This window comes from Argonema antarcticum A004/B2 (assembly GCF_023333585.1).
GTDB lineage: Bacteria > Cyanobacteriota > Cyanobacteriia > Cyanobacteriales > Aerosakkonemataceae > Argonema > Argonema antarcticum.
In genome coordinates, this window is record NZ_JAIQZN010000098.1 from 1 (window position 1) to 25885 (window position 25885).

The 25885-nt window shown below is 44.9% G+C and carries 23 protein-coding genes; 11 read left to right on the forward strand and 12 right to left on the reverse strand.

Annotated elements, in window-relative coordinates:
- Positions 1-242: 242 nt before the first annotated feature.
- From rpmG to LAY57_RS28930, 3 genes are all read left to right on the forward strand, one after another.
- Positions 243-431, forward strand: a complete 189-nt coding sequence (rpmG, locus tag LAY57_RS28920; protein WP_249070638.1) for a 50S ribosomal protein L33 — start codon at positions 243-245, stop codon at positions 429-431.
- A 95-nt stretch (positions 432-526) separates the two neighbouring features.
- A complete protein-coding gene (rpsR, locus tag LAY57_RS28925) occupies positions 527-742 on the forward strand; it encodes a 30S ribosomal protein S18 (RefSeq protein ID WP_249070639.1) in 216 nt (71 codons plus the stop codon).
- 150 nt (positions 743-892) lie between these two features.
- Positions 893-2914, forward strand: coding sequence for a ribonuclease catalytic domain-containing protein (locus tag LAY57_RS28930; protein WP_249070640.1), 2022 nt, complete (start codon positions 893-895; stop codon positions 2912-2914).
- 64 nt (positions 2915-2978) lie between these two features.
- Here the strand turns inward: LAY57_RS28930 and LAY57_RS28935 are convergent, their stop codons facing one another.
- A complete protein-coding gene (locus LAY57_RS28935) occupies positions 2979-3533 on the reverse strand; it encodes an FHA domain-containing protein (protein ID WP_249070641.1) in 555 nt (184 codons plus the stop codon).
- Between the two features lie 979 nt (positions 3534-4512).
- On the opposite strand from LAY57_RS28935, the gene LAY57_RS28940 reads away from it, so the two are divergent.
- Positions 4513-8541 carry a DUF2157 domain-containing protein gene (locus LAY57_RS28940; RefSeq protein ID WP_249070642.1) on the forward strand — a complete coding sequence of 1343 codons (4029 nt, stop codon included), beginning with the start codon at positions 4513-4515 and terminating at the stop codon, positions 8539-8541.
- A 78-nt stretch (positions 8542-8619) separates the two neighbouring features.
- Here LAY57_RS28940 and LAY57_RS28945 read toward each other — a convergent pair whose 3' ends face one another.
- Positions 8620-8772, reverse strand: coding sequence for a hypothetical protein (locus LAY57_RS28945; protein WP_249070643.1), 153 nt, complete (start codon positions 8770-8772; stop codon positions 8620-8622).
- A 38-nt stretch (positions 8773-8810) separates the two neighbouring features.
- Here LAY57_RS28945 and LAY57_RS28950 point away from each other — a divergent pair, with 38 nt between their 5' ends.
- Positions 8811-10214: a lysophospholipid acyltransferase family protein gene (locus LAY57_RS28950; protein ID WP_249070644.1), complete on the forward strand. Its 1404-nt coding sequence runs from the start codon at positions 8811-8813 to the stop codon at positions 10212-10214.
- A gap of 48 nt (positions 10215-10262) precedes the next feature.
- Here LAY57_RS28950 and LAY57_RS28955 read toward each other — a convergent pair whose 3' ends face one another.
- From LAY57_RS28955 to LAY57_RS28965, 3 genes are all read right to left on the reverse strand, one after another.
- Positions 10263-10496 (reverse strand): Nif11-like leader peptide family natural product precursor, encoded by a 234-nt coding sequence (locus LAY57_RS28955; RefSeq protein ID WP_249070645.1) that lies wholly within the window; start codon positions 10494-10496, stop codon positions 10263-10265.
- A 151-nt stretch (positions 10497-10647) separates the two neighbouring features.
- The gene (locus tag LAY57_RS28960; RefSeq protein ID WP_249070646.1) at positions 10648-10791 is read right to left on the reverse strand and encodes a hypothetical protein; all 144 of its coding nucleotides are present in this window, start codon (positions 10789-10791) and stop codon (positions 10648-10650) included.
- A gap of 96 nt (positions 10792-10887) precedes the next feature.
- Entirely contained in the window at positions 10888-12504 is a 1617-nt protein-coding gene (locus LAY57_RS28965; protein ID WP_249070647.1) for a mechanosensitive ion channel family protein, read from the reverse strand.
- Positions 12505-12748: 244 nt separating this feature from the next.
- Here LAY57_RS28965 and dxr point away from each other — a divergent pair, with 244 nt between their 5' ends.
- The 6 genes from dxr (at position 12749) to LAY57_RS28995 (ending at position 18957) form a co-directional block, all read left to right on the forward strand.
- Positions 12749-13939 carry a 1-deoxy-D-xylulose-5-phosphate reductoisomerase gene (dxr, locus tag LAY57_RS28970; protein WP_249070648.1) on the forward strand — a complete coding sequence of 397 codons (1191 nt, stop codon included), beginning with the start codon at positions 12749-12751 and terminating at the stop codon, positions 13937-13939.
- A 1-nt stretch (position 13940) separates the two neighbouring features.
- The gene (locus LAY57_RS28975) at positions 13941-14486 is read left to right on the forward strand and encodes a tetratricopeptide repeat protein (protein WP_249070649.1); all 546 of its coding nucleotides are present in this window, start codon (positions 13941-13943) and stop codon (positions 14484-14486) included.
- Positions 14483-15151, forward strand: a complete 669-nt coding sequence (locus LAY57_RS28980; RefSeq protein ID WP_249070650.1) for a Uma2 family endonuclease — start codon at positions 14483-14485, stop codon at positions 15149-15151. The genes LAY57_RS28975 and LAY57_RS28980 overlap by 4 nt, the downstream gene beginning before the upstream one ends.
- Positions 15152-15186: 35 nt before the next feature.
- Positions 15187-15990: a tetratricopeptide repeat protein gene (locus tag LAY57_RS28985; RefSeq protein ID WP_249070651.1), complete on the forward strand. Its 804-nt coding sequence runs from the start codon at positions 15187-15189 to the stop codon at positions 15988-15990.
- Positions 15991-16035: 45 nt separating this feature from the next.
- Complete coding sequence (locus LAY57_RS28990) at positions 16036-17427, forward strand: tetratricopeptide repeat protein (protein ID WP_249070652.1); 1392 nt, start codon at positions 16036-16038, stop codon at positions 17425-17427.
- Positions 17428-17724: 297 nt separating this feature from the next.
- Positions 17725-18957 carry an RNA-guided endonuclease InsQ/TnpB family protein gene (locus LAY57_RS28995; RefSeq protein ID WP_275994390.1) on the forward strand — a complete coding sequence of 411 codons (1233 nt, stop codon included), beginning with the start codon at positions 17725-17727 and terminating at the stop codon, positions 18955-18957.
- A 411-nt stretch (positions 18958-19368) separates the two neighbouring features.
- Here LAY57_RS28995 and LAY57_RS29000 read toward each other — a convergent pair whose 3' ends face one another.
- From LAY57_RS29000 to glyA, 7 genes are all read right to left on the reverse strand, one after another.
- On the reverse strand, positions 19369-19848 hold the full coding sequence (locus tag LAY57_RS29000; RefSeq protein WP_249070654.1) for an acyl-CoA thioesterase: 480 nt from the start codon (positions 19846-19848) through the stop codon (positions 19369-19371).
- Positions 19849-19960: 112 nt separating this feature from the next.
- A complete protein-coding gene (locus tag LAY57_RS29005) occupies positions 19961-20974 on the reverse strand; it encodes an ADP-ribosylglycohydrolase family protein (protein ID WP_249070655.1) in 1014 nt (337 codons plus the stop codon).
- A 45-nt stretch (positions 20975-21019) separates the two neighbouring features.
- The gene (gene aroQ / locus LAY57_RS29010; protein WP_249070656.1) at positions 21020-21478 is read right to left on the reverse strand and encodes a type II 3-dehydroquinate dehydratase; all 459 of its coding nucleotides are present in this window, start codon (positions 21476-21478) and stop codon (positions 21020-21022) included.
- Positions 21479-21501: 23 nt separating this feature from the next.
- Positions 21502-21639 (reverse strand): hypothetical protein, encoded by a 138-nt coding sequence (locus tag LAY57_RS29015; protein ID WP_249070657.1) that lies wholly within the window; start codon positions 21637-21639, stop codon positions 21502-21504.
- Between the two features lie 209 nt (positions 21640-21848).
- Positions 21849-23099, reverse strand: coding sequence for a competence/damage-inducible protein A (locus tag LAY57_RS29020; protein ID WP_249070658.1), 1251 nt, complete (start codon positions 23097-23099; stop codon positions 21849-21851).
- A gap of 141 nt (positions 23100-23240) precedes the next feature.
- The gene (locus LAY57_RS29025; protein WP_249070659.1) at positions 23241-24308 is read right to left on the reverse strand and encodes a glycosyltransferase family 4 protein; all 1068 of its coding nucleotides are present in this window, start codon (positions 24306-24308) and stop codon (positions 23241-23243) included.
- 116 nt (positions 24309-24424) lie between these two features.
- Positions 24425-25708, reverse strand: coding sequence for a serine hydroxymethyltransferase (gene glyA, locus LAY57_RS29030; RefSeq protein WP_249070660.1), 1284 nt, complete (start codon positions 25706-25708; stop codon positions 24425-24427).
- Between the last annotated feature and the right edge of the window lie 177 nt (positions 25709-25885).

Here is a 25885-nt window from a genome sequence, read left to right on the forward strand (position 1 = left end):
TGTCCCCCTTGTCGCCCTTGTCGCCCTTGTCGCCCTTGTCGCCCTTGTCGCCCTTGTCCCCCTTGTCGCCCTTGTCCCCCTTGTCGCCCTTGTCCCCCTTGTCCCTTCTGACTTTTGACTTTTGACTTTTTTAGCCCCTAGCCCCTCAAAAAAGTTAAGCGATTAGTTGCTGAAGCGACCCATTATGTGAAATGATAGATATTTGTGTTTAATTCTGCCCAGACTGTACGGCTTGCAAAATTATGGCTAAAGGCGTTCGCATTGTTGTGACATTGGAATGTACCGAGTGTCGCACTAACCCAGCCAAACGATCGAATGGCGTTTCTCGTTACACCACGCAAAAGAACCGTCGCAATACGACGGCGAGACTAGAACTGAAAAAGTTCTGCCGTCACTGTAACAAACAGACTGTTCACAAGGAAATCAAATAGTCATCAGTCATTGGTCATCGGTCAGTAGTAAATGACACAATGGCTAATGGCACAATGACTTTTGACAAATGACAAATGACAAAGGATAACTAAAAATGACTTACTATCGTCGCCGCCTTTCCCCAATTAAGCCAACCGATCCGATCGACTACAAGGATGTCGATCTGTTACGCAAATTTATTACGGAGCGGGGCAAGATTTTGCCCCGCCGGATCACGGGTTTGACGGCTAAGCAACAAAGAGACCTGACCATAGCCATTAAGCGGGCCCGCATAGTGGCGTTGTTGCCCTTTATTAACCAAGAAGGGTAAGCAGATTTTGGATTTTGGATTTTGGATTTTAGATTATTCGGCTATAGCTAAGTTCCAAAGTATTTGCTACTAATGCAGCTATCCCCAAATCCAAAATCTAAAGTCTAAAATCTAAAATCTAAAATCTCAAGACTGGGATATCAACAGATTGTGGAAAAAGGAAAGCTGGTCGAAGTTCGGCTACATGGAGAGCGGCGGTTGGTCGTTACAGAACGTCCAGAGGGGAAAACAAAGTGGGTCGTGCTAGATGAGCGCGGTCAATCTTATACCGTCAATCCCCAGCAAATCAGTTATGAAGTAACTGGTCAAAGTTACTTGCAAAAAGAAATATCAAAGTTTCGTCAGGAAGTAGAGCCGTATCTCGACCCTGACAGTTTGGAAGTAGCTTGGGAAATATTGGTCGAGGATGGTACTAATAGCACCAACGTAGCGGAGATGGCTATGTTGCTGTTTTCGGAGAAAAGTCCGGCTCAGTGCTACGCGGCGTACTACTTGCTGTCGGAAGACAAGCTTTATTTTAAACAAAAGGGCGATCGCTACGAGCCCCGCTCTCGCACTTTGGTTGAGGAACTGAAACATCAGTGGGAAGTGGCGAGTCAGCGCAAACGAGAGTCTGAAGAATTTTGGGCTCGCGTGCAGCAAGGACTGGCTGGGGAGTCGGTGGAATGGCAAAGTAGCGATCGCACTCGTTTGGACGCATTAGAACGGTTTGGAGCGCTGGGAGAAGAAGCCACGGGACGTGCTTTAGCCCAAGAAACCCTGTCCGCGTTGGAGCGAGCCGGTACTCCTCAAGCAGCTTTCGATCTGTTGGTGCAGCTAGGCTTGTGGAGTACACACGAGAACCTGTTTCTGCGGCGCAGCCAGATCCCAGTTCACTTTTCTACTAAGGTGCTAGAAGTGGCTCAGCAGCGTATAGAGTTTTTACCCGCAGATCCAGACTTAAATCGCCTGGATTTGACTCATCTGAAGGTTTACACCGTTGACGACGAAAGTACTCGCGAAATCGATGATGGGTTGAGTTGGGAGAAACTTGAAGATGGGCGCGGACGGCTTTGGGTTCACATTGCCGATCCCAGTCGTTGGCTGACACCAGGGGATGAATTAGATATGGAGGCTCGCCGTCGCAGTACAACGTTGTATTTGCCGACAGGCCCGATCCCGATGTTCCCCACAGAACTAGCCACGGGGCCAATGAGTCTGATCCAGGGCAAAATCTGTAACGCTCTCAGCTTCGGCGTTGTGCTGGATGAAGTTGGCGCGGTGCAAGAGTACAGCATCCATGCCAGCATTATCAAGCCGACTTATCGCCTGACTTACGAAGATGTGGATGAAATGCTGGAACTGGGCGTTCCGGCAGAACCAGAATTGGCTGCGCTTCACCTTAAGGCGCAACTGCGACAATCGTGGCGGCGTTCTCAAGGTGCGATCGGCATCCACCTGCCAGAAGGGTTGATTAAAGTTGAGGATGACGAGATCTACATCCAAGTTTTAGAAGACTCGTCATCGCGTCAGATGGTAGCAGAAATGATGATTTTGGCTGGCGAAGTAGCAGCTCGTTACGGTCAAACCCACCAAATCGCTTTACCCTTTCGCGGTCAGCCCCAACCAGAACTACCTTCGGAAGAGGAATTACTGCAACTTCCAGCTGGGTGGGTTCGATCGGCAGCAGTACGTCGCTGTATGCCCCGCAGCGAAATGAGCATCACTCCGGCTCGCCATGCGAGTCTGGGCTTGGATACTTACACTCAGGCGACTTCTCCGATTCGTCGCTACACGGATTTGCTGACCCATTTCCAAATTAAAGCTCATTTGCGAGGCGATCGCTTGCCTTTCTCGGCAGATGAGTTGAGGGAAGTGATAATGAGCGTCACGGCGGTGAGCCAGGAAGCTAGCTTGGTGGAACGTCAAACCCATCGCTATTGGGCTTTGGAATATCTGCGCCGTCACTCGGATCGGGTATGGCAAGCGCTGCTGTTGCGCTGGTTGAGAGAAGACGACAGGTTGGGGTTAATTCTGTTGGAGGATTTGGGGCTGGAATTGCCGATGGGCTTCCGGCGTTCTGTATTTTTGGGCGATCGCTTAGAAGTTCGGGTTAGCCACGTCGATCCGCGCCTTGATGCGATCAAGTTCCAGGAAGTGGTCGATCGACCGGCGCAAACAGCCGCTACTTAAAAATTAAAAAATTAAAAAATTAAAAATTAAAGAAGAGGAGGAACAGAAAAGCAAACTACTAACACTACATTGAGTCAGTAATATTTACTTCCGTGGATATTAAGGATTGTTCTTGAGAGGTAGCTACAAAAAATTCTACCTGAACGAAGCCTATCTCTATCAAATCTCCATCCCGAAGAGTACGGCGCTCTAAAGTATTTAACTGACGATGATTTACCTTAGTGCCATTCCTGCTACCAATATCTGCAATATGAAAGTGCTTGCCAAGTTCATGCCCAATTACAGAGTGGTGGCGAGAGATACAGCGGTCTTGGATAGCGATCGCGCAGTTCGATCGCCTTCCAATCAACCAACTGGAAGCACCATCTATAACTTTAACCCCTTGATCTTCGGTAATATTAGTTACCAGAAAAGTTGTCCTATCCGTGTTAACGGCTTGGATGTAGTATGGGGCAATCTCACAGCGCTTAGGGGCATTCAAAATTGGTTCAATAATCGTTGTAACCTGCTCAGCGTCGTGGTTACAGTTGGCAAACAAAGAGCGTAAAAAAGAGGTATTTTGCTCTAAAAATTTTAAGGCCCGATCGGTGGAGTTGGTGGGGTAACTTAGGTTTGACATATCGCGTTCTCAAGAAAATTTTGTGCAAAAATATCAAGTTTTAACAGATATAGCAAAGTGCTGAGTGCAGCAAAGTACTGAGTGCTGAGTGCTGAGTGCTGAGTAGGAGGTAGGAAGTGCAACGGAAGCCGTACAAACACAGTCCCCGCCTTGCGAAGAACCGTTTAATACTGTCCTAATCGCCGAGAAGGTTGCTATATACTCTGGCATCCTAATGCAACCCTTGAACAAACTTGAACTACGTCAAGTCATCTGACTGAAAAATAGATGCTTGCAAACAGGATTATATAGACATTTACTACATCTCAAAAACATTAACAACCTCCCATCTGCCTAACTTCATCAAAACTTCATATAGATTTGCTGATTTCCCAGCTTTTGTAAAGTTTCGACGAAGATATAAGACAGTATTTATTCTGTTGTCAGAAGGATAACTATAATGTATGGCTGCCTGGTGCGAAGTAAGGTCAATCGATCGAAGAATTTTTTTGGTAATCACCCCCAGACGGTCATTTGGGGAATTGCAATACTGAAAATATTTTTTTCTTCTCCACGACTTTCAGTCGGGGTTTTGAGATCTTTTTGGTTTTTGCTCAGTAATTATAACTAGGGTGACTCATATAGACTTTTTATTCTCCGTATTAATTTGAAAAATTATTTATATAATTTAATAAAATTTAAAATGAGAACAAATAAGTAGGTGGGCATAATTAAACGTAAAATCGCCGCACCCTTAGAAACCCGGTTTCTTGGAGAAACCGGGTTTCTGTCTGTTCAGTTAATTAGGCCCATCTTACTCCCTTCACGCTAGAAGATGATCTATCATTCTTTTTCTCCTCTGCACCTCTTACCCCCTCACCTCTTACCCCCTCCCCTCACAGATCGATCGCGGAAGTGGCATAACCAAAGATAACCAATATCGTCGGAAAATATAATAATTGGGAAATCTTGCCGTCTGAGAGTGGGGACTAAATTGCTCATGTCATTCCAACCCGATCGCTCCCTCAGACTAGAAGTGATACTTTCCTCTTCGCAGCCCGCTTTATTAGAAGGGCTAGACATCTGGCTGCGCTTAGGTTTGGTTTCTGAGGCTCAAGTGAGGGAGTTGTGCCAAAAATACCTCACCTGTCCTCTACCCCAGCCGCTTGTCACCACAAGGATGCCTGCGCCGATATCTGCTGTCCCCAGCCAAGAAGCGGTAGGGACAGCAACAGAAGCACAGTCATCCAGCAAGCAAAAGCAGATATTGCAGTCGCTGATGGCGGAACTCAGTATTCGTTGGCTGCTATTTTTGGGTGTGTTTATGGTGGTGGTGTCCTCCGGGGTGCTAGCCGCTACTCAATGGGAGAGGTTCCCTGCTTATGGGCAGTATGGGGTGTTGCTGGGCTATACCTCAATCTTCTGGGGAGTAAGCTTTTGGGCAGGGAAGCAGAGAAATTTACAATTGACAGATCGGACTTTGCAACTGGTGACGCTATTTTTAGTGCCAGTCAATTTTTGGGCAATGGATGGCTTTCGCTTGTGGGGAAGCCCGGTGGAATGGCTGACTGTGGCGATCGCATCTGTTACCCTCACCAGCATAACCATCCTTCTGCTCAAAGATCGGCCCCGCCATCTCGAATACTCAGCACTCATTAACTATTTAGGATTGTGCTACCTGCACTGGGGATGGGAATCTTCAGGATTTCCCCTGTTTGCTGTTTATCTGGGAATAGTAGGAACTGCGATTCTTTTGATTTGGCGCTACACAATCGGCAAAGTTCGGATTCGGAAGAGTAGGGAAATAGGCGAAGTCGAAGAAAAAGTCGAAGGAGAAGTCGAAGAAAAAGTCGAAGGACAAGTCGAAGGACAAGTCGAAGGACAAGTCGAAGGACAAGTCGAAGGAGAAGGGGAAAATTTTGCTCTTTCTCCTTCTTCCCCAATCCCCAATCCAAAATCCAAAATCCAAAATCCAAAATCCAAAATCGGCATAGTAGTTTATGCCTTAGCAGTGCTGCTGGTACGGGCGATTTTTGCTAGCCATGTAGAAATTACCCAGATCGGCTTAGCCATAGGGATTTGCGGTTGGCTGATTGCTTGGTTATCTCAGCAAAACCCCATTCCATTAACCGTCTCACCTCCATTTTCCGCATCGAATTGGGAGGGAATAGGTGGTGGCTTGTTATTGTTAGGCTGGCTAGTGGCAGTAGGGGCAGATCCGGCTTGGCAGGCGATCGCAGTTAGTGGATTAGGCTTGTGGTTTTTTGGGAGTCGCTTGCAACGATTTTGGCTGCGAGTCGATTTAGTAGCCATTTTAGCGATCGCTTTGCAAGCAATGTGGTTATTTTTCCGCTTGATTCCACCACAAAATCAGCAGTGGCTGATTAACACGGCAATCAATCTGAGCAATTCTGAAGAGAATCCTTATGCGCTGCTGAGCGTGGTGCTATTTCCTTATGTTATTTGCATAGTAGTACTTACAGACTGGCTCTATCACCGCCAAAAGTTAGAACTGGCTGAATTTGGTGAAGCGATCGCGTTTTCGTTTGGATTGATTTTCACTTTGATTAGCATAGCCAATCCGTTATTGCGATCGCTCAATTTGCTCGCTTCCACCGTAATGCTGGGCATTGTCAGCTGGCGAAACCCCAGAACTATCGTGGTGTACCTAGCCCACATCAGCGCCATCCTGACACTTACCTCTGGCATAAACTACTTCTCGCCAGATCTCAATCGAGAAATGTGGGCGACAATTTTACTAGCCGTGACGGTTGTCGAGTGGTTATTTAGCATCGACAACACGAAAAGAGAAGAAACCGATCGTCCTGTAAAAACATCAGCTGCTAAAAGCAGTGCTTGGTACATAGGATTAAGCCTAGCTGGATTGAGTTACTTTTTATTTGCTGCCGATCTCAACAGTGATTACATTTGGAAAATGTTGTGGTTAATGTCACCCATAACACTCACATTCGTTGCCAGTCAAACTAAAACATCGCGGCGAGAAGTAGCCAGCGGATTAAGCGTAGTTGCCTTGGGTATGGTACAAATCCTGACGCTGCAAATACCCGCAGCTAGGTTAGTCGGGTTGGGTATTGGCACCATCTTAATGTTGGTAAATACGCGATGTTTGCAGCATCTGGCAGTAGCATTAATTACTGTGGGATTTGGGCTGAGTTTCTTTGGCTTCAGCTTATGGGAGGGCGTACCTGGATTTGCGCGACTGTCGGTAGCGGGTTGGTTTGTTGTTTTTGCGATCGCGATCAATATTTTGTGGTTGCTGCGAAGCTTGCTAATTCAACGTTCTGTAAAAGCAGCCCAAGCTGAGATAGCTGGCGATCGAGAAAAAACTTCTCCTTCTTTGTTTCTTCTTTATGAACGGGCAGTCGATATTTGGGCGATCGGGCTGTGCAGTTTGGAACTGCTATTGTTCTCACTTCAATCATTGGGGGTTTATTGGCATATTTTCCCAGGGGGAGTTGCCTATTTAACAACTGCTGTTTTGTTGATGGGGGCAAATCTCTATCGCACTTTCCCAAATCCCAATAACTTATCTGTTTATGCTCTAGCTTGGGCATTTGAGTTATTGGTAGCACAGGGCGTTAAACTGGGCGGCGGTTCTAACCTGGAATTAGCGATCGCCAATATTGCGATCGCACTCATCATCTTAATTGTCGCTGCATTGTGGACAAAACGGCATCCATCTGCTTTAAGCAGTATTCGGATTTTGCCCCTACTTTATGCCTTATTTGGCGTGGCGCTACGAGCCAGTAATTTCAATTATTGGACAGGAGTGCTTGTACTTGGCGCGTCAATAGTTGGGCTTGGTGTAGGTAGGAAAATTCCTCAGTGGAAGACACTACAGTATTTGTCCCTGGCGGGTGTTTCTCTATCCTTATCCGAACTGGTAATTTATCAAATGCTCCAATCGCCGGGAGGTAACCCGGCAGATGGGTTAACAGTGTTGGCGGTAGTCGCTTTTGCGATCGCTTTTGTCTATCGCTTACTAGCTCAATGGTTGGAGCCATATCTACGCCTTAACCCCACAGAAATCGTCTATACCGCTCACATTCACTGGGCATTGGGGGGTTCCTTGATGTTCGGTACGGCATCAATGGGAATTGGCACCCAGCCGCGTCTGACAGCACTTGGCATTACTGTGAGTTTGTTGTTAGCCGCCTACGCCATAGTACAAGGACGCTATCAGTCCACTAGATTTAATCCTAGCGATTGGGTGTATTTGGGATTAATCGAAGTTGCCGGAGTATGTGTATATGCTCGATTAGTTTTGCCACAACTGAGCGTATTAGATGCTTGGTTGGGTCCGATCGCCTCTGCTATTGCCTTGATTCTCTACATTTTACCTTGGCGAAATTGGGGTTGGCCTGTAAATCCCTGGAAGTATTCAGCAGCAGCATTGCCGGGATTAACTGTATTAGTAACGAGTTTAGTTATTAACTCAATAAATTTAATAACTGTCGCTGCTTTTTATTTATGGCTGGCTAAAAAAGCAGAAAATATCCGATTTACCTATCTCAGCTTAATGCTAATTGACTGGGCTATTTATCGCTGGTTTTGGCAGGATCTACAGCTAACCAAAACCTTGTGGTACGTCATCCCTATCGGTTTGTCTATGCTGTACATTGCTCAAGTCGATCGTACTTTAAAGTTGCCAGAACAGAGAGAGAATCGTCATAACCTACGCCTGCTGGGAATAGGCTTGATTTGTGGCATATCTTTATGGACTGAGCAATGGACTGGTTTGGTTTCTGGATTCTTAAGTGTTTTTGCGATTTTGGCCGGATTAGGCTTCAGAGTACGAGCTTTCCTTTATATTGGAACGATAGCATTTTTAATCAATGCTACCGTCCAGTTAGTCATTCTCAACTATAGCTACTCGTTTTTAAAATGGGCGATCGGTCTCATCGTTGGTATTGCTTTCATTTGGCTTGCTGCCAACTTTGAAACAAGGCGATCGCAGATCGCCTCCGTCATGCAGAACTGGATTGCTGAATTGCAAAATTGGGAATAAAGAAGAAGGGGCTAGGGACTAGGGGCTAGAAAAGTCAAAAGTCACTCATTCAAAAGTCAAAATAAAATTAGTCATTAGTCATTGGTCATTCTCTCCCACTCTCCCACTCCCCTCTGCCCCCCTAGCCCGTAGCAAGAAAGCCCCTAGTGCAGGATGGCGGAAATAACTCAGCACTAAAAATTGCCAATGATTGCTCTGGAAATCTTGATTTTTACCACTGACAACTGACAACTGACAACTGACCCCTTCTTCCCTAGCCCCTTCTCCCTATGAATCACGTTCAACCGCCTTTAGAATTTATTCCACCAGCGCTCAACCCCCTCGTTCTCCGGGGTACTCAATTGCTACTACCCTTTTGGCTAGAATATAAGACTTCGATCGCCAATATTGAGGCTGAAAATGTCGAAGTTTTAGTCGATATGTACCGTCAGTTTCAGACAGGTAAAATCCGCTTCTTGATGGCATTTCGTCATCCCAGTACCGATGACCCGCTTAGTCTGGCGTATTTGCTTTGGAAGTTGGTGCCGCAAGTAGCCAAACAGCAGCGCGTTTCGTTGAATTATCCAATTCATGCCCATTTTATTTACGATCGCGGTATACCTTTGTGGGCAGGCTCATCTGTAAGCTGGCTTTATTCCAACTTAGGCGGTACTCCCATTCATCGAGGTAAAGTAGATCGAATGGGTTTGCGTTCCGCTCGCAATTTATTTGCCAATGCACAATTCCCGATGATGGCATCTCCAGAAGGAGCCACTAACGGTCACAATGAAATTATCAGCCCGCTAGAACCGGGGATTGCCCAAATGGGATTTTGGTGTGTGGAAGACTTACTCAAGGCTGGGCGATCGCAAGAAGTTTTTATGGTGCCGATCGGTATTCAGTACAAGTATATCGAAGCTCCCTGGCAGTCTTTAGAAAAGCTTCTCACTCAATTGGAAATCGATAGCGGTTTGCCTGTGGGAATGAAAGATGAATCTGAAGCGATCGATAAAGATTTATCTTCTATTCTTCATCCTTCATCCTTGCTTTATCGAAGACTTCATCGATTGGGCGAACATATATTACTTTTGATAGAAGACTTTTATACCCGCTTTTATCATCAAACTCTGCCAAAACCGCCAGAATTAGCAACGATGGATGCAAACGAAGCGTTGACATTCCGACTCAAGGCCCTGCTTGACGTAGTATTGCAAGTGGCAGAAAAGTCGTTTAATCTCCAGCCAAAAGGCAGTTTGATCGATCGCTGTCGGCGTTTGGAACAAGCAGGTTGGGATTGGATTTATCGGGAAGATATCAAGAACCTAGAAGCATTATCGCCGCTAGAACGCGGTTTAGCCGATCGCATTGCCGAAGAAGCTAGCCTGCGAATGTGGCACATGAGATTGGTAGAAAGTTTTGTGGCGGTGACAGGCAGATACGTTTTGGAAAAACCAACCGTAGAGAGGTTTGCCGAAACAACTTTATTGCTGTGGGATATGTTAACTCGAATCCAGGGAGGCAACCCTTTCGGGCGTCCCAAACTCGGTAAGCAAAGGGTAAAAATAACGGTGGGAGAACCTCTATCGGTTTCATCTCGATGGGATGAGTATCACTCCAGTCGTCGTAAAGCTGTTGCTGATTTAACTCACGATTTGCAAAATTCTTTGCAAGGTTTGACGAGTTGGAAAAGTTAGCATTTTGTAGGGTGCGTTGCAACGCACCCTACGCTACTTAACCACAAATTACCTTGCGACGAGGTGCCGCCTTGGGCCAACCCCCGGATTGATAAAAGCTGCTACCTCCTCTGGAGACATTTGTTCGATCTGCTTTTGCAGTTCTTCAGTTGTGAATTTATAGCCACGTTCTTCAGCAATTTTGACAAAAGCTTCTGCATCGGTTGTTGCTTTGAGTTTTGCCTTTAATGCTTCATCTTGCTGGATAGCTTTAAAGAAGCTGGCAGCGGATTCTTGTGCCATAACCGTAGATTTCCTTTTTTAATTTGTAATTAAAATGGTTTAGCTCAAGTCGCAAGGCAGATAGCAAGCGACTTGTATGCGGGAGTGGCAGCGATCTGAGCGATCGCAACCCCATACCATATAAGGATAAATCGAACAAGCGGAAATTTCACTAAATTTTGACATAAGTTAAAGCAATCGGTATCCGGCTTAACAGGCAGGCGATCGCCTTTGTGTTGTAGCAAAGTGCTTCGGCTTTACTGCTGAGTACAAATACAGTCCCGTCCTTGCTTTGAGCGTTTGTTAAAAATAACATTTTTATTCCTCTGCCCCCCTGCCCCTCTGCTCAAATAGCATAGTAAATACGGAAGAGCAATTAATTAAAAGCGGATAAGATTGTAGCCCAGAGATGTTACAATAACTCAATGTCAGTGTTTAAAGAATCACTTTCTGGGTAATTCTTAACAATTAATATTCGCCGCACAAAAGGAATTTCAATTCCTTCCCTGTCAAATAAATCTTTGATCAGCTTGCGAAGCAATCGTTGAATTTTATTATGAGTGCCTGGTTTTACTTTTGTGATAGTCCGAATTAACAAGTTGTATTCGTCAAATTTTTCTACTCCATCTACTAGCGTTGGCTCCAGCACATCCTCGTTATTTTCATTTAATTCCCTTCCTAGTTTTTCTATAACTGCGTACACGCGATCGAGATTCGATTCATAGGATACTCGTACTTCCACTACCGCATAAATATATTGCTTAGAATAGTTGATAATATTGTTAATTTCTCCATTGCGGACAATGTATAATTGACCGTTCGGATGTCGAATGCGGGTGGTTCTTAAGTCAATTGCCTCTACAAATCCAGATGAATCTTTTATTTGGATATAGTCCCCAACTAAGTAATAGTTTTCAAACAGGATAAAGAATCCACAAACCATATCGTTAATCAGGTTTTGCGCCCCAAAACCAACCGCTAAACCTACGATACCTGCGCCTGCTAAAATAGGCGTGGGGTCTATATTTAGATTTCTCAGGATAGCAATCCCTCCGGTAAAATAAATCAGATATTTCACGAAGCTCTGGATGAGGGGGATGATAGTTAATCGTCTTTGTTTTTGTAAGTCTGTCAGAGTTTTGTTTTTGAGCAGTATCTCTTCGATAGTTAAGTTGGTAACTTGAACTAAGAAGCCACTAAAAAATATAATACCAATAATCTGAATTATTCTTGGGCCGTAAACAGCCATCCCAGCTATGAAATCAATTTGTAAAACAACCAGTGTTGCCATGCTAACATATATAACATATTCCAGGTACTTTTGAATCAGTGGGAGTGCTTGGCGCAGATGGTCGTAGAAACGCAGCCAGTTATCGGGACGGGAGTATTTAATGCCCAGATCGTCTAAGCTATTAACGATCGCAGAGATAGCTTTTACAAAAAGTATCCCCAGAGCAATGATGATATAAATTCTTAAGGCGATGTATAGATAATTTATAACAACTTGTGGCACAAGTAAAAATTGGGCACACAGGATAACAGCTAGGAACCAAATGCTATTGGTGAGGTTTATTTTCAGTAAACTAAAAAAAGTCTCTACGCTCTCATCATTAGCTGAGAGTTTTTCGTAGCGCTTCGTGCGATCGCAAATTACATCTAGTAAACTATGTAGGGGTTTTACGCTCAATCCTACTATACTCAAAAGGCTAATACTTTTCAAAATTGCAGTAACCAGCCCTTGCCAAAATTGAATAGGAATACTATAAATTAAAGCTAGTTGATATTCCTGTACGTTTTTGTCTTGATAAAGCAATAACCCATTTGCACCAATCAGCGCTAAACAAAGAACCACGCAAATGAACAGTGAAAGTCTGCTGATATTGCGGCGCAAAAGTTTAATCTTCTCAGCGCGTCCCTTTAGCCAAGAAACTTTGATACTGTGTTTAGAAATTATTCCAAATAACCAGTTAAACAGATAGAAAACTAAAATCAGAAGGCTGACTTCAGCAACAATTAGTAGAATGTCCACTCTTAATATCTATCCTGCTTGCTCAAACAAATTATACACAGCTATTTAATTGCTGAGATAAGTTATCACAAATTAAACCATAAGTCAACCTATTTGGGCTTAAAACAACAATTTTATGCTTTATTTTTTATCCACGAATTTATTTATGGACGACCAAACCAATAATTTATTGGTTAAATTGGGCGACTTTCCGCTTAGGGGCTTCAAAAGCGTATAGTAAAATTGCGGTTAATTCTTAAAAATTGTGAAAGCGATTACACTTCTTGGTTCCACTGGCTCTATTGGCACTCAGACGCTGGATATCGTCGCTCAGTATCCCGATCGGTTTCGGCTTGTGGGGTTGGCAGCTGGACGCAATGTGGCGATGCTGGCTCAGCAAATCCGGCAGTTTAGACCGGAAATTGCGGCTATCTGCGAAGAAGATAAGTTACCCGAACTCAAAGCGGCGCTTGCTGACCTCGACCCCCAACCCATCTTACTGGCTGGAGAAGCCGGAGTGATTGAAGTGGCACGCTACGGCGATGCAGAATCTGTGGTTACGGGTATTGTAGGCTGTGCGGGGTTGCTACCTACTATTGCTGCGATCGAAGCTGGCAAAGATATCGCCTTGGCAAATAAGGAAACCTTGATTGCTGGTGGGCCAGTTGTTATACCTTTGGTAGAGAAACACGGTGTTAAGCTATTACCAGCAGACTCAGAACATTCGGCGATTTTCCAGTGTCTCCAGGGTGTTCCCCCAGGTGGGTTGCGGCGAATTCTGCTGACAGCTTCTGGCGGTGCTTTCCGAGATTGGCCGGTTGAGAAGTTGGCAGAAGTTAAAGTTGCAGACGCGCTGAAGCATCCTAACTGGTCGATGGGTCGCAAAATCACTGTCGATTCGGCTACTTTAATGAATAAGGGGTTGGAAGTTATTGAGGCTCATTACCTCTTCGGTTTGGATTACGACAATATCGATATTGTTATCCATCCCCAAAGTATTATTCACTCTTTAATTGAGTTACAAGATACTTCTGTTTTAGCGCAGTTGGGTTGGCCTGATATGCGTTTGCCATTGCTTTATGCTATGTCTTGGCCGGAGCGAATTTACACAGATTGGGAACGTTTGGATTTGGTGAAAGCTGGCAGTTTAACTTTCCGGGAACCCGACCATCAAAAATATCCTTGTATGCAGTTGGCTTATGCAGTCGGTCGTGCGGGTGGTTCGATGCCTGCTGTGTTGAATGCGGCGAACGAACAAGCGGTGGCGCTATTTTTGGAAGAGAAGATCGGCTTTTTGGATATTCCGAGATTGATTGAGAGGGTGTGCGATCGCCACCAATCCGATCATCGCACAAATCCATCGTTAGAAGATATTATCGCAGCCGATAAGTGGGCAAGACAGGAAGTGCTGGAAGCGAGCAAGATGATGGAAGAGCGCATGATTTCAGTTCGATAAAATGAATTGTTTCGTCAGAGCGATCGCTACCTTAGCAATCCTCTCTGTAAGTGGCGGATTACTCTCTGCTTGTACAAACCAAAATCTGCAAATACTCGTTAATCAACAAATGGCGGAGTATTTCTACAATCGGGGATTGGAGAGGCTTGGGAATAAGGATTATACAAGAGCTATAGCCGATTTCAACGAAGTAATTCGACGGGAATCGAGCAATTCCCAAGCTTACGCCAACCGCTGTGTAGCCCGCATAAAGATAGGAGAAATTCCAGAAGCGATCGCAGATTGCGATCGCGCAGTTCAACTCGATCCTAAAAATGGTGACGCTCGTTACAATCGGGCCGATCTCCGCCATCATCTTGGGGATAAGCAAGGCCCGATCGAAGATTGGCGTATGGCGGCATCAATTTATCGGCAAGAGGGAAATATGCGGCGATACCAAGATGCAATGGAGAAATACCAAAGATATTCAAAGGAGCGAACCCAGGGTGGCAAGATCTTATTAAATTCGATAAGATCGAACCATCAACAACATCCATTACACCGATGAAAACTGAAATTAAGCAAGTATTTTTTGACCTGAAACAATTAATTGTCCCGCCCGGTAACACAGTGCAGATGGAAAATGTTAGCTGGGAGATGTTTGAAAACATCCTTCAGTCGATGGGAGAAGGTTCTGCTGTTAGATTAGCGTATTACAATGAAACAGTGGAAATCAAGATGCCATTACTCGGACATGAGGATGATAAAGAAATTATCAGTGACTTGGTTAAGGCACTACTAGAAGAACTTAACATTGACTTTAGAAGTGTTGGTTCTACTACTTTCAAACGTGAAAATATGCAAAGCGGTGTAGAACCAGATCAATGTTTCTACATTCAGAATGAAGCTGCTATTAGAGGCAAGCGAGAGATAGACTTAACAGTAGATCCACCACCGGATTTGGCGCTTGAAATTGACAATACCAGCGATTCTCGCGTGCCATTTAACAGCTATCAAGCTTTAGGCGTTACCGAATTATGGCGATATGATGGACGAGAGTTAAAAATCAACTTGCTGCAAGACAAAAAATATGTTGAATCCAACACCAGCCCGAATTTTCCTGAATTACCAATTACAGAAATAATTACCCAATATGTTAAGCAGAGTCAAACCGCAGGAAGAAGTCCAACAATGAAAGCTTTTCGCGCTTGGGTAAGAGAGCAATTACAATAGTAGTAGTCAGTCATTAGTTTTTGAGGATAGCCAAAATGAACGCTGAAGAATTCTTCAACCAAGCTGTGACCAAATTTGGAGAAGGAGATGTTTTCGGAGCGATCGCAGATTTCGGTCAGTCAATTTCGCTTAATCCCAACTTGGCTCCTATCTATTATGAATTAGGTAAAACCTGCTATCACGGGAGAGATTATCAAGGAGCAATAGAAAATTTCGATCGAGCAATTCAGGTAAATCCAGAATTTGCAGACGCCTATTATATGCGAGGTAGCGTCCGTTATAGCCAGGGGGATCATCAACGAGCGATTGAGGACTTCACTCATTATATTAATTTACATCCCGATATTGCCAATGCCTATTATATACGAGGTGCTAGTCGTTCCTACGTAGGCGATAATCAAGGAGCGGTTGCAGATTTTACCGAAGTTATACGTCTCAATCCCAGCGACAATAACTACTACAACCGAGGAGTTACCCAATATTTGCTAGGGAATTATCAGGGAGCGATCGAAGATTTGACTGAAGCAATAAATCTTAACGAAAACTTTGCTGATGCCTACTACAATCGGGGAAATTCACGTTATGACTTAGGCGACGAACAAGGAGCTTTTTATGATTACAGCCAAGCTCAGCGAATAGACGGAGCAGAAGGTAATATTGATAGCAAAGATGAACATGGATGCTACGGACGGGGTATCGCTCGTTCTAGATTGGGAGACTTTAAAGGAGCAATAGAAGATTTACGAAACTCGTTAAGAATCTGTTCTTACCAGAGAAACATGGCTTTCTACAAAGAAGTAGATCGGGTTCTGCGACAACTTCAGCAGCATAATATTTAATTAGATAACAACGAGCCATCAACCAAATTATAGGAGTGCAATCCAATGAATGCAGACGAATTTTTCAACCAAGCTGTAACTAAATTCGGGCAAGGAGATTTTTTAGGGGCTTTCGGAGATTTTGCTCATGGTGTAATCCAGCATCCTGAAATTGCTCCTCTTCATTATGAATTAGGCAATGTCCGCTTGCAATTATTAGATTATCAAGGAGCGATCGAACATTACAATCTGGCAATTCAAATAAATTCCAACTATGCCGATGCTTATGAAAAACGAGCGGAAGCCCGCAACTGGATAGAAAATTACCAAGGATCGATTGAGGATTATACCGAGTTCCTTCGTCTCAAGCCAAACTATGTTGATGCTTATGAAAAACGGGCTTATGTTTGGGAAAAGATGGAAAATTACCAGGCAGCTATTGATGATTATAATCGCTTAATCGATCTCAAACCTTACTATACGGATGCCTATAAAAAACGGGCTTATGTTCGCAGAAAAATGAATAATTATCAAGGAGCAATTGAGGATTATAACCAGTGGCTTTTTCTCGATCCGCACTCTATTAAAGCCCATTACGAACGAGCTTATACTCGCGAACAAATCGGAGATTATCAGGGAGCAATTGATGATTATAAATTGTTGCTTCGCAACAAGCCTGACTATTCGTTAGCGTCTTCAAGAATATTTTTGGTTCGCATCAACGATATGGGAGATTATCGGGGAGCAATTGGGGATTACACGGATTTGATTCGTCTGAGACCGGATTTTGCCGAAAATTATTATATCCGAGGTTCTTTGCAGCAATATCTCATAAATTATCAAGAAGCGCTAGAAGATTACCATCGTACATTAAGCCTAAATTCTGACTTTTTGGATGCCTACTCCAGCCGGGGTATCGTTTACTATACGCTGGGTAATTATCAGCTAGCAATGGGCGATTTTAATAACGCGATCGCATTGTCTCCAAATTTGGCAGAAGCTTACTCAAATCGAGGTGCAGTTCGCTATGAAATGGGAAATTATCAAGAAGCGATCGCTGATTTCGATCGGGCCTTAATTTTAAATGCTAATTTGGTAGAAGCCTACTCAAGCAGAGGTGCGACTCGTTATACTATGGAAGAATACCAAACAGCGATCGCAGATTTTAATTGTGCGATCGAGCTTAATTCCGAATTTGCAGAAGCTTACTCTAACCGAGGCGTAGTTCGCTACAAAATGAGGGAAAATGAAGATGCGATCGCAGATTTTAATCGGGCAATAAATATCAAACCAAACTTTGTTGAAGCTTACTTCAACAGAGGAGCGATGCTCTCCGATCTTGGAGATAACCAAGGAGCAAACGACGACTTTCAAAAAGCGACAGAACTCGGTTATGAAAATATAAATATAGCTGCCAACCAAAAAGTCATCGACTTGATTATAAGGATCGATCGGTAGTTATAGCTTGGGACAGAGAGGCACTTCCATTCTTTCGATATAATAAAATAAAACTATGTCACTAAGTTTGATTATTTCGATTGCTGCCATAATTGTATCTGGATTGGTATTCACCTGGTTGTTCAAAGTAGTCAAAGCAACTCTAAGCACAGCTATTTCAATTGCCATCATAAATGGAGCAAGGGGACACCCGTTATAATCTCTGATTTAACGGGTGAGGAATTGCGACCAAAATATAAATTGAGCGTAGCGAATCATTATTTTTAGTATATAATAATAGTAGCATTTTTAAGAACTATGCTATTAACCTACCAGTACAAAATTAAGCCAAGTCCAGAGCAAAAAATAGTGATGATGCAGTGGTTAGAATTATTGCGTCGTCACTATAATTATTCTTTGGGGCAGCGTTTAGACTGGTTGAGTCGTACAAGATGCAGTATTGATAGATGCTCATTAGTTTCAGAACCAATTGGAGATATTCCAGAACAATTTCCTAACTATAATTTTCAAGCAGGACTCCTTAAGCAAACCAAAGAATTATTCCCGGAGTATAAATATATATATCACGATGTCCAACAACAAAATTTAAAGCGGTTAGACAAAGCTTGGGATAGATGGATTAAACCTGATAAATCGGGGAAACGTGGAGGTAGACCTAGATTTAAAAAAGTAGGTGAACTACGTTCATTTACTTTTCCTAGAGTCAATTGTGCTAAGGCTGGCGCACATATTAATAATGGGATTTTAAAACTCAGTAAAATTGGTAAAATTCCGGTAATTGTTCATCGTTCACTACCTCACGGCTTTGTTTTAAAAACCTGCACCATAGTAAAAAAAGCCGATGGTTGGTATGTATGTATCAGTGCTGAAGATGAGACAGTACCAACACCAAAGCCGATTGATACTGTTAAAACTGCGGTAGGAATTGATGTAGGCTTAAAGGAATTTTTAACAACATCGGATGGCGAAGTTGTACCAATTCAGCAAATTTATAGAAAAGCACAAAATCATTTAGCTCGTCAACAAAGGTTTTTAGTACGTCAGGAAAAAGGATCGAATAGTTACAAAAAGCAGCAGAATAAAATTGCTAAAATCCATCAACGTATTCAACGTCAAAGAAAGGATTTTCATTATAAGACTGCTCATCAATTAGTGAGGGCTTACGATCTTATTGCAGTCGAAGATTTACAGATCAAAAACCTAGCACGTAATTCAAAGCTAGCTAAATCAATTCTTGATGCTGCATGGAGTCAATTTATAACAATATTGGAATCAGTGGCAGTAAAATGCGGAGTCCATATTGTTAAAGTGAATCCACATAATACGTCACAGGACTGTTCTGGTTGTGGCATAAAAGTTCCTAAAACTTTGTCAGTTAGAACTCATTGTTGTCCGAAGTGTAATTTAACTATGGACAGGGATGAAAACGCTGCAATTAATATTTTAATTAAAGCATTACAAGCGGTGGGACTCATCGTTTCTGCGGGTGGAGGCTTAGTCGGTAGACAGCCTGTGAAGCCTGAAGCTTAGGGTTTTAATGGAGTACAATTATCCTTGTTTTAATCCTGAGAAGCCCCCGTTATATTTCGCAGAAATTAACGGGGGAGAACGTCACAATTGTACTGATTTTGCAGCTAGCCTTTGGAATTGGCCCTCAAGAACTTGGGCAGCAAATAATTCAGATTCCCCAAGCTGTTTGGCAAAAGGTTACTGATAGGTGATATCATGTCCGGTAGGATTGTTAGTGTAAGAGTGATATCGTCAAATTGTTTGTTGTCATCGGTGGTTCAATTTTTACCACAGATAAAGACAGATAAACACAGATGAACACAGATAAGAGGGGAAATTTTTTAGGCAACAGATGCCACCGGACATGATATGAAGGATGGAATTGTATCTTGTGGGGCGGGCATCTTGCCTGCCCCACACAAGAGTTGCCTTTTAAACGGAAAGTCGAGCTAAGGCATCCTTGACAGCTGGTGGTAATTGGCGCATAATTTTGCCTTTTTCCCTATCAACTGCTACTAAAGTTACCCTTGCCGTCACATATAGTTCTTCTCCATCTACAGACTGAATTTGGTTATCCCAATTCAGTCGCACGCCGTCGATATCTGTCATCCGCGCCTTGACTATTGCTGTCATTCCCATTCGCAAAGCTCGATGATATCGCACGGAAAGCTCTACCACTGGCAAATCGCAACCCAAGGCTACCAGGTCGGCAAACTCAACGCCGATCGATCGCAAGCATTCCACTCGCGCCTCTTCCATCCAGGTTATATAGGAACCATGCCAGACGTTGCCTGAATAGTCGGTGTGGTGGGGTTGCACTTTGATGGGATATTCAAACCAGGTGCCATCTGCCATCTGCGACGGCTTTTGGATAGCGCCGGTGGGTGAAAGTTGAGGTTGTTCTTTAATCATTTGTCAAAAGTCAGTTGTCAGTTGTCAAAAGTCAGTTGTCAGTTGTCAAAAGTCAGTTGTCAAAAGTCAGTTGCTCATAAATGATGACTAATAACTCATCACCAATATATTTTTAGCGTGGCTTGATAACTTTAGGAGCTGCAACTGCTGAAACAAGGCTGGTGTCAATCAGGAACTTTTCTGCATCGCAAACACCAGACCAAGCTGCCAGAAGACGAGCTGCCAGTCTCAATAGTTCGGTTTCGGAATGTAGTCCCCAGAGTGTAGCCAAAGGGGAATTCTCGTCCTTTTGTTTGCCCAGGGCCAGACGCCATCCTACTGGTATCCCAGCTATACTATTGTAGGCTCCAGATAAAGCACCTGTTAAAGCTATGGTAATTTCCGGTTGCGGACAACGAGCGGCACGGACAACAGAGAGGCGCAAGTCTTCCAGGGTACTCAAAAAACAGTAAAAAGCCAAGGCGATCGCAACATTGGGACGCGGCGCTGAATGACGCGGCATTAGAGTCTCCAAAGTCATTTCTAACCCAGCACCCTCTTCTAACAAAGTTTGGACTTGTCTGAGTTGATGTACCAGTGGCGTCTCCACATCGAGATAGATCAGGATTTCAGGAATCAGGGTGGCAGGGTCGAGTCTTTCCTTGAGGGCGAGTGCGATCGCATACCCGATCGCTAACGTGCCATCCTTTAATACAGAGTCATCCTGCCACACATCTGCCACCTGCTGCAAATTTTGTCGCAGTTTAACTTCATCTTCGTGAAAAAATAAAGCTACCGGCACAGTCGCAACTATCCCCGAACCAGCTGCGCTTTTGTGGTCATATTTGGTATATGTTTCGTCTGTATTTGGCGAAGCATACCCTGAAAAACTGGCTTCTTCGTAAGCCTTGCCGCTTTCCGTCAAGGGTCGCTTCCCCAATGAAGGTTCGCCCCAATCTGCTAAATCCAACTTTCCTTGCCGAATCAAGCCTTCGGTGCCGCGAACGACCAAACGCCCCCAGCTAGACGGCAATCCAGAAGGTTCTTTTACCCCCTGCTGCCACGATTCACCGTAAGCGCCCCAAATTTCTCCTATAGCAGCGCCTAGCAGGGCACCGCGAAACCTGCTTAACAGAGAGTACCGCATTAATTTTTTTTATGTTAATAACGTTTCTGTGGAAGAAACGCCATTCTAACCCGATGTGGGGGATTGTCTGAGGTGGTAAACTAGGGCTTGCAGTCCCAAACGATAACTTTCGGCCCCAAAACCACTAATTTGCCCGATCGCAACTGCTGCAATCCAGGAATGATGCCGAAATTCCTCACGGCGGTAAATGTTGCTTAGGTGAACCTCTACAGTCGGAAGGGCAATGCCTGCTAGAGCATCGCGAATTGCTACGCTGGTATGCGTATACGCCCCAGCGTTAATCAAAATTCCTTGATGACGCCCTAAAGCTTCATGAATAGCATCCACTAAGACGCCTTCGTGATTCGACTGTACAGCCGTCACATCAGCCTCTAGCGCCTGCCCTTCTTTTTCTAGCAGGCGGTTTATTTCATCTAAGGTTACGCGGCCATAAACCCCCGGTTCTCGTTGTCCCAGAAGGTTAAGATTGGGGCCATGCAATACCAAAATACTCAGCTTGTGCAATGGCGTAATTCAATCCATACAGACTAGCGGCGACGACCTGGTTCGTTTACAGGAATGGGAATAGGTTCTGGTTCGGGTTGCATCTCTGGGCCTAGCAGCACATCGATGATTCTACGTGCCAATTCCTTTAGCGTTTCCAGTATATCTTCGATAAAGTCCATTTAACAGACAACTCCTTCCATACGGTCTAAGTCTTGCGCCCAGGGGCGAAACACCCAGTATTAGGTCTGCGGTTTTGGTTACTCAAAAATCCCTTTTTTTGTATTGTAATATACAAAAAAAATTAGGGAGAAGTACTCCTGGGGATTGAGTCCTTTACTTTATGATAACAAATAATCGGCAAGGTTAAGGATTGTTAATAATTTTTCAATTATCTGGACAAAAGATCCCGCCGCAGGTGGTCGAGAGCGGTACAAGTGCTAATGTGGCGAATCAAAGAGCGGTCTTGTAGGGAATTAAAGCGATGCTCGAAACTTTTTACCAGGTTGTTAGGCCCAGCCAGACCGATGTAGACCAGACCCACAGGCTTAGTTTCCGTACCGCCACCTGGGCCTGCAATTCCCGTAATACTTAGTCCCCAGGTTGTCGAGAGGCGCTCCAGCACACCGACAGCCATTTGTTTCGCCACCGTTTCGCTCACAGCGCCCACTCGATCTAAATCGTCGGGATTAACGCCCAATAGGGATATTTTCACCGCATTATCATAAGAAATAATCCCGCCCAGGAAATAATTAGAACTTCCGGGGACAGAAGTCAGCATACTACCGAGACTGCCGCCAGTGCAGGATTCTGCCACAGAGAGAGTTTCACCGAATTCTGACAGCATCTGACCCACCACTGAAGCTAGGCTGTCGCCATCCGCGCCGTAGTAATCCATTCCGGCAATTTGGCGCAATTGTTGTTCGACTGGCGAAATTATTTCGTTAGCTAATGTAGCAGATACAGCTTTAGCCGAAACCCTAAGTTTCACTTCACCTTGACTTGCATAAGGGGCAACGGTAGGATTTGGCAAATTGAAGAAAGGAGCAACTTTTTCAGCTAATGCAGCTTCAGCAATGCCCCAAAATCTTAACATCCGGCTGTAGATGATTTCCTTGCCCCAGCCTTGGCTTTTGAGATAAGGGACAGCGATTTCCTGCCACATTCCGTACATTTCAAAGGGGACGCCTGGAAAGGTGAGAATGGTTAGATTAGTGCGGGGTTGCCATATTATACCCGGTGCAGTTCCCCATTGGTTGGCTAAAATTTCTGCACCTTGAGGAATTAAGGCTTGTTTGCGGTTGCTGGGAGTCATTTGACGTCCGCGTCGGGCATATTTTTGGGCGATATCTTCCACAATTTCCGGTTGTTCCACCAACGGGACGCCAAAAAAGTCTGCGATCGTTTCCGTGGTCAGGTCATCGGGAGTGGGGCCAAGACCGCCAGTGAAGATGAGAATGGAGGCCCGATCGCAAGCAATAGCCAGTACTTGTTTGAGACGTTCTGGGTTATCTCCTACAACCGTTTGGTAGTAATGAGGAATTCCCAATTGAGCTAATTGTTGGGCTAAGAACTGGGCATTGCTATTGAGGATATCACCCAGCAGTAACTCCGTTCCGACACAAATAATTTCGGCGCTCATTTTTTTGAGGGGCTAGGGGCTAGAAAAGTCAAAAGTCAAAAGTCAAAAGTCAAAAGAAAATAGGGATTAGGGAAAAGACTCAGAGATTGGATAACTTTGACCAACTTTTTAGGAACAGGACATAATTTTTATCCTTAATCCTTATTCCTTCATCGTTTCGATGTATTTCCAGACTTTCCAGCTAGTGTAAGCCAGCAGCAAACTTGCACCTACAGCATAGATTAGCCCATGAGGTATGCCAGCAAAAGCCAAGGCCAAACTACCCGCCCACAAAGTCAAACAATAAATAAACAATACAGTCAAGCGGTGGGATAGACCAGCTTTGAGCAGTCGGTGATGGAGATGTCGTTTATCGGCAAGAAAAGGTGACTTACCGTGACGGAGGCGATCGAGAATCACAGCTGACATATCCAAAAGTGGGACTGCTAAAATCACATAAGGCAGAACGAAAGAAGTGAAAGCTGTAGTTTTCACCAAACCGATCACCCCGACGCCAGCCAAAGTAAAGCCCACAAAGTACGCACCTCCATCCCCCATAAAGATTTGGGCGGGGTTGAAATTATAGCGCAGAAATCCCAGCAGCGCACCAGCCAAAGCCGCCGCAATCAATGCTGCTGCGGGTTGACCCATAAACAAACAAACAATGAGCATCACGAAGGCACCAATACCAGACACCCCAGCGGCTAACCCATCGAGACCATCTATCCAGTTGGTGGCATTGACCATACCTACCAGCCAGAGTACCGTGATCGGCAGACCGATCCAAACTGGCAAAGGCAGTGCTTCCTGAAAGGGCATAGAGAGAAATTCAATTTGGACACCAGCCTTCCAAGCCATGCTGGCGACAATCGTCTGCATCAGCAACCGCGTGAAGGGCGATAAGCCAAACAAGTCATCTGCTAAGCCAATTAGGAAAAAGGCCAGACCTCCAAGTGTGACTCCCCAGATTTCATACTCTTCGTCCGGGTGAAGAATCTGGCCACCGGCGTCTAGAAAGCCTCCTGACCACCAAACGACTAAAAGTGCGATGAGAGTTCCGGCAAAGATAGACACGCCTCCTAAGCGAACCATTGGGTGCTGGTGGACTTTTCGTTTGTCCGGTATGTCGAAAAGTCCGCTTTTGAGGCCAAATTTGTTGACCGCTGGCGTACTCCAGAGGACAACAGCGGCTGAGACTGCGAAGGCAATCAGATGGTAGGCGTAAGGCATCTGAAAATCAGTAGGAAGTGCGACAAAACAGTGTCAGGCAGAGTCTACTACATTTCCAGACTTCACTGTTCCTGCCAACAATCCGCAAGTTAGGGCGAGAAAGATTTTCATAGGCGCTAAACCAGAGCGGGTACTGGTATGTTGAGGTGAGGATAGAGGGGGAAGCGATCGCACAAAGATCGCACTCGACCCCGACATTCTTGGCCAACTGCCTCGTCTTCGGGATTCAGGAGTCGATCGGCAATTATATCGGCAATCTCGATAAACTCAGCTTCTCCCATACCGCGTGTGGTCATTGCTGGCGAACCCAACCTTAAGCCGCTGGTGACGAAAGGCGACTCCGTATCGAAGGGAACCGTATTTTTGTTAGCCGTAATGTTAACTTGACTCACCAGTTGGTCGGCGCGTTTGCCCGTCATGCCGATCGAGCGCAGGTCAACCAGCAATAGGTGATTATCTGTCCCACCAGAAACAATTTTGAAGCCGCGTTGCTGAAGTTGGGTAGCCAAAGCGCGGGCATTTTGGATTACTTGTGCCGAATAAGTTTTAAACTCCGGCTTGAGGGCTTCTCCAAAGGCAACTGCTTTGGCGGCAATAACGTGTTCCAGCGGCCCGCCTTGAGTGCCTGGAAAAACGGCTTTATCTAACTGCTTGCCCAGTTCCGGGTCGTTGGTCATAATTAAACCACCCCTGGGGCCGCGTAAAGTTTTGTGAGTGGTCGTGGTGACGACATGACAGTGGGGGAGGGGGTTGGGGTGATGTCCTGTAGCAACCAAACCGGCAATGTGGGCGATGTCGGCTAGCAGGTAGGCACCGACTTCATCTGCGATGCTGCGGAACTTATCGAACTCGATGACGCGGGGATAAGCCGAATAGCCGCAGATAATCAGTTTGGGACGATGTTGCAACGCTTGTTCCCGAACTTGGTCATAGTCTAATTGTTCTGTCTCGCGACTAACGCCGTACTGACAAACTTTAAACCATTTCCCGGATACGTTGACTGGCGAACCGTGGGTGAGGTGTCCTCCGTGGGACAAGTCCATTCCCATGATCGTGTCGCCCGGTTGCAACAAGGATAGGAAGACGGCAAAATTTGCTTGTGCGCCAGAATGAGGTTGTACGTTGGCATGGGCAGCGCCAAAGAGCTGTTTTATGCGATCGATCGCCAGCTGCTCGATTTTATCGATAAACTCGCAGCCGCCGTAGTACCGCTTGCCTGGTAACCCTTCTGCGTACTTGTTAGTTAAAACAGAACCCTGTGCTGCCAAAACAGCTGCCGACGTAAAGTTTTCGCTGGCAATCAGCTCCAGATGGTCGCGTTGGCGCTGTAGTTCCTGCTGGATAAATTCTGCCGCTACCGGATCGGTCTGGGCTAAGAAGTCTAAGTTAGTATGAGTCACTGGGCAAATCTCTACAAAACCAAAATAAGGAATTCAATGCGGATACCCGCTCATTTAGCTCTGTATGATTTTACACGATTTCCCCAAAACCTTGACATAAAATTATAGCAACCGCCAGGGCGATTAAGCCAACTCCAACTGTTACATGAAGTCCATAATCCCTTACGGAGTAACCTC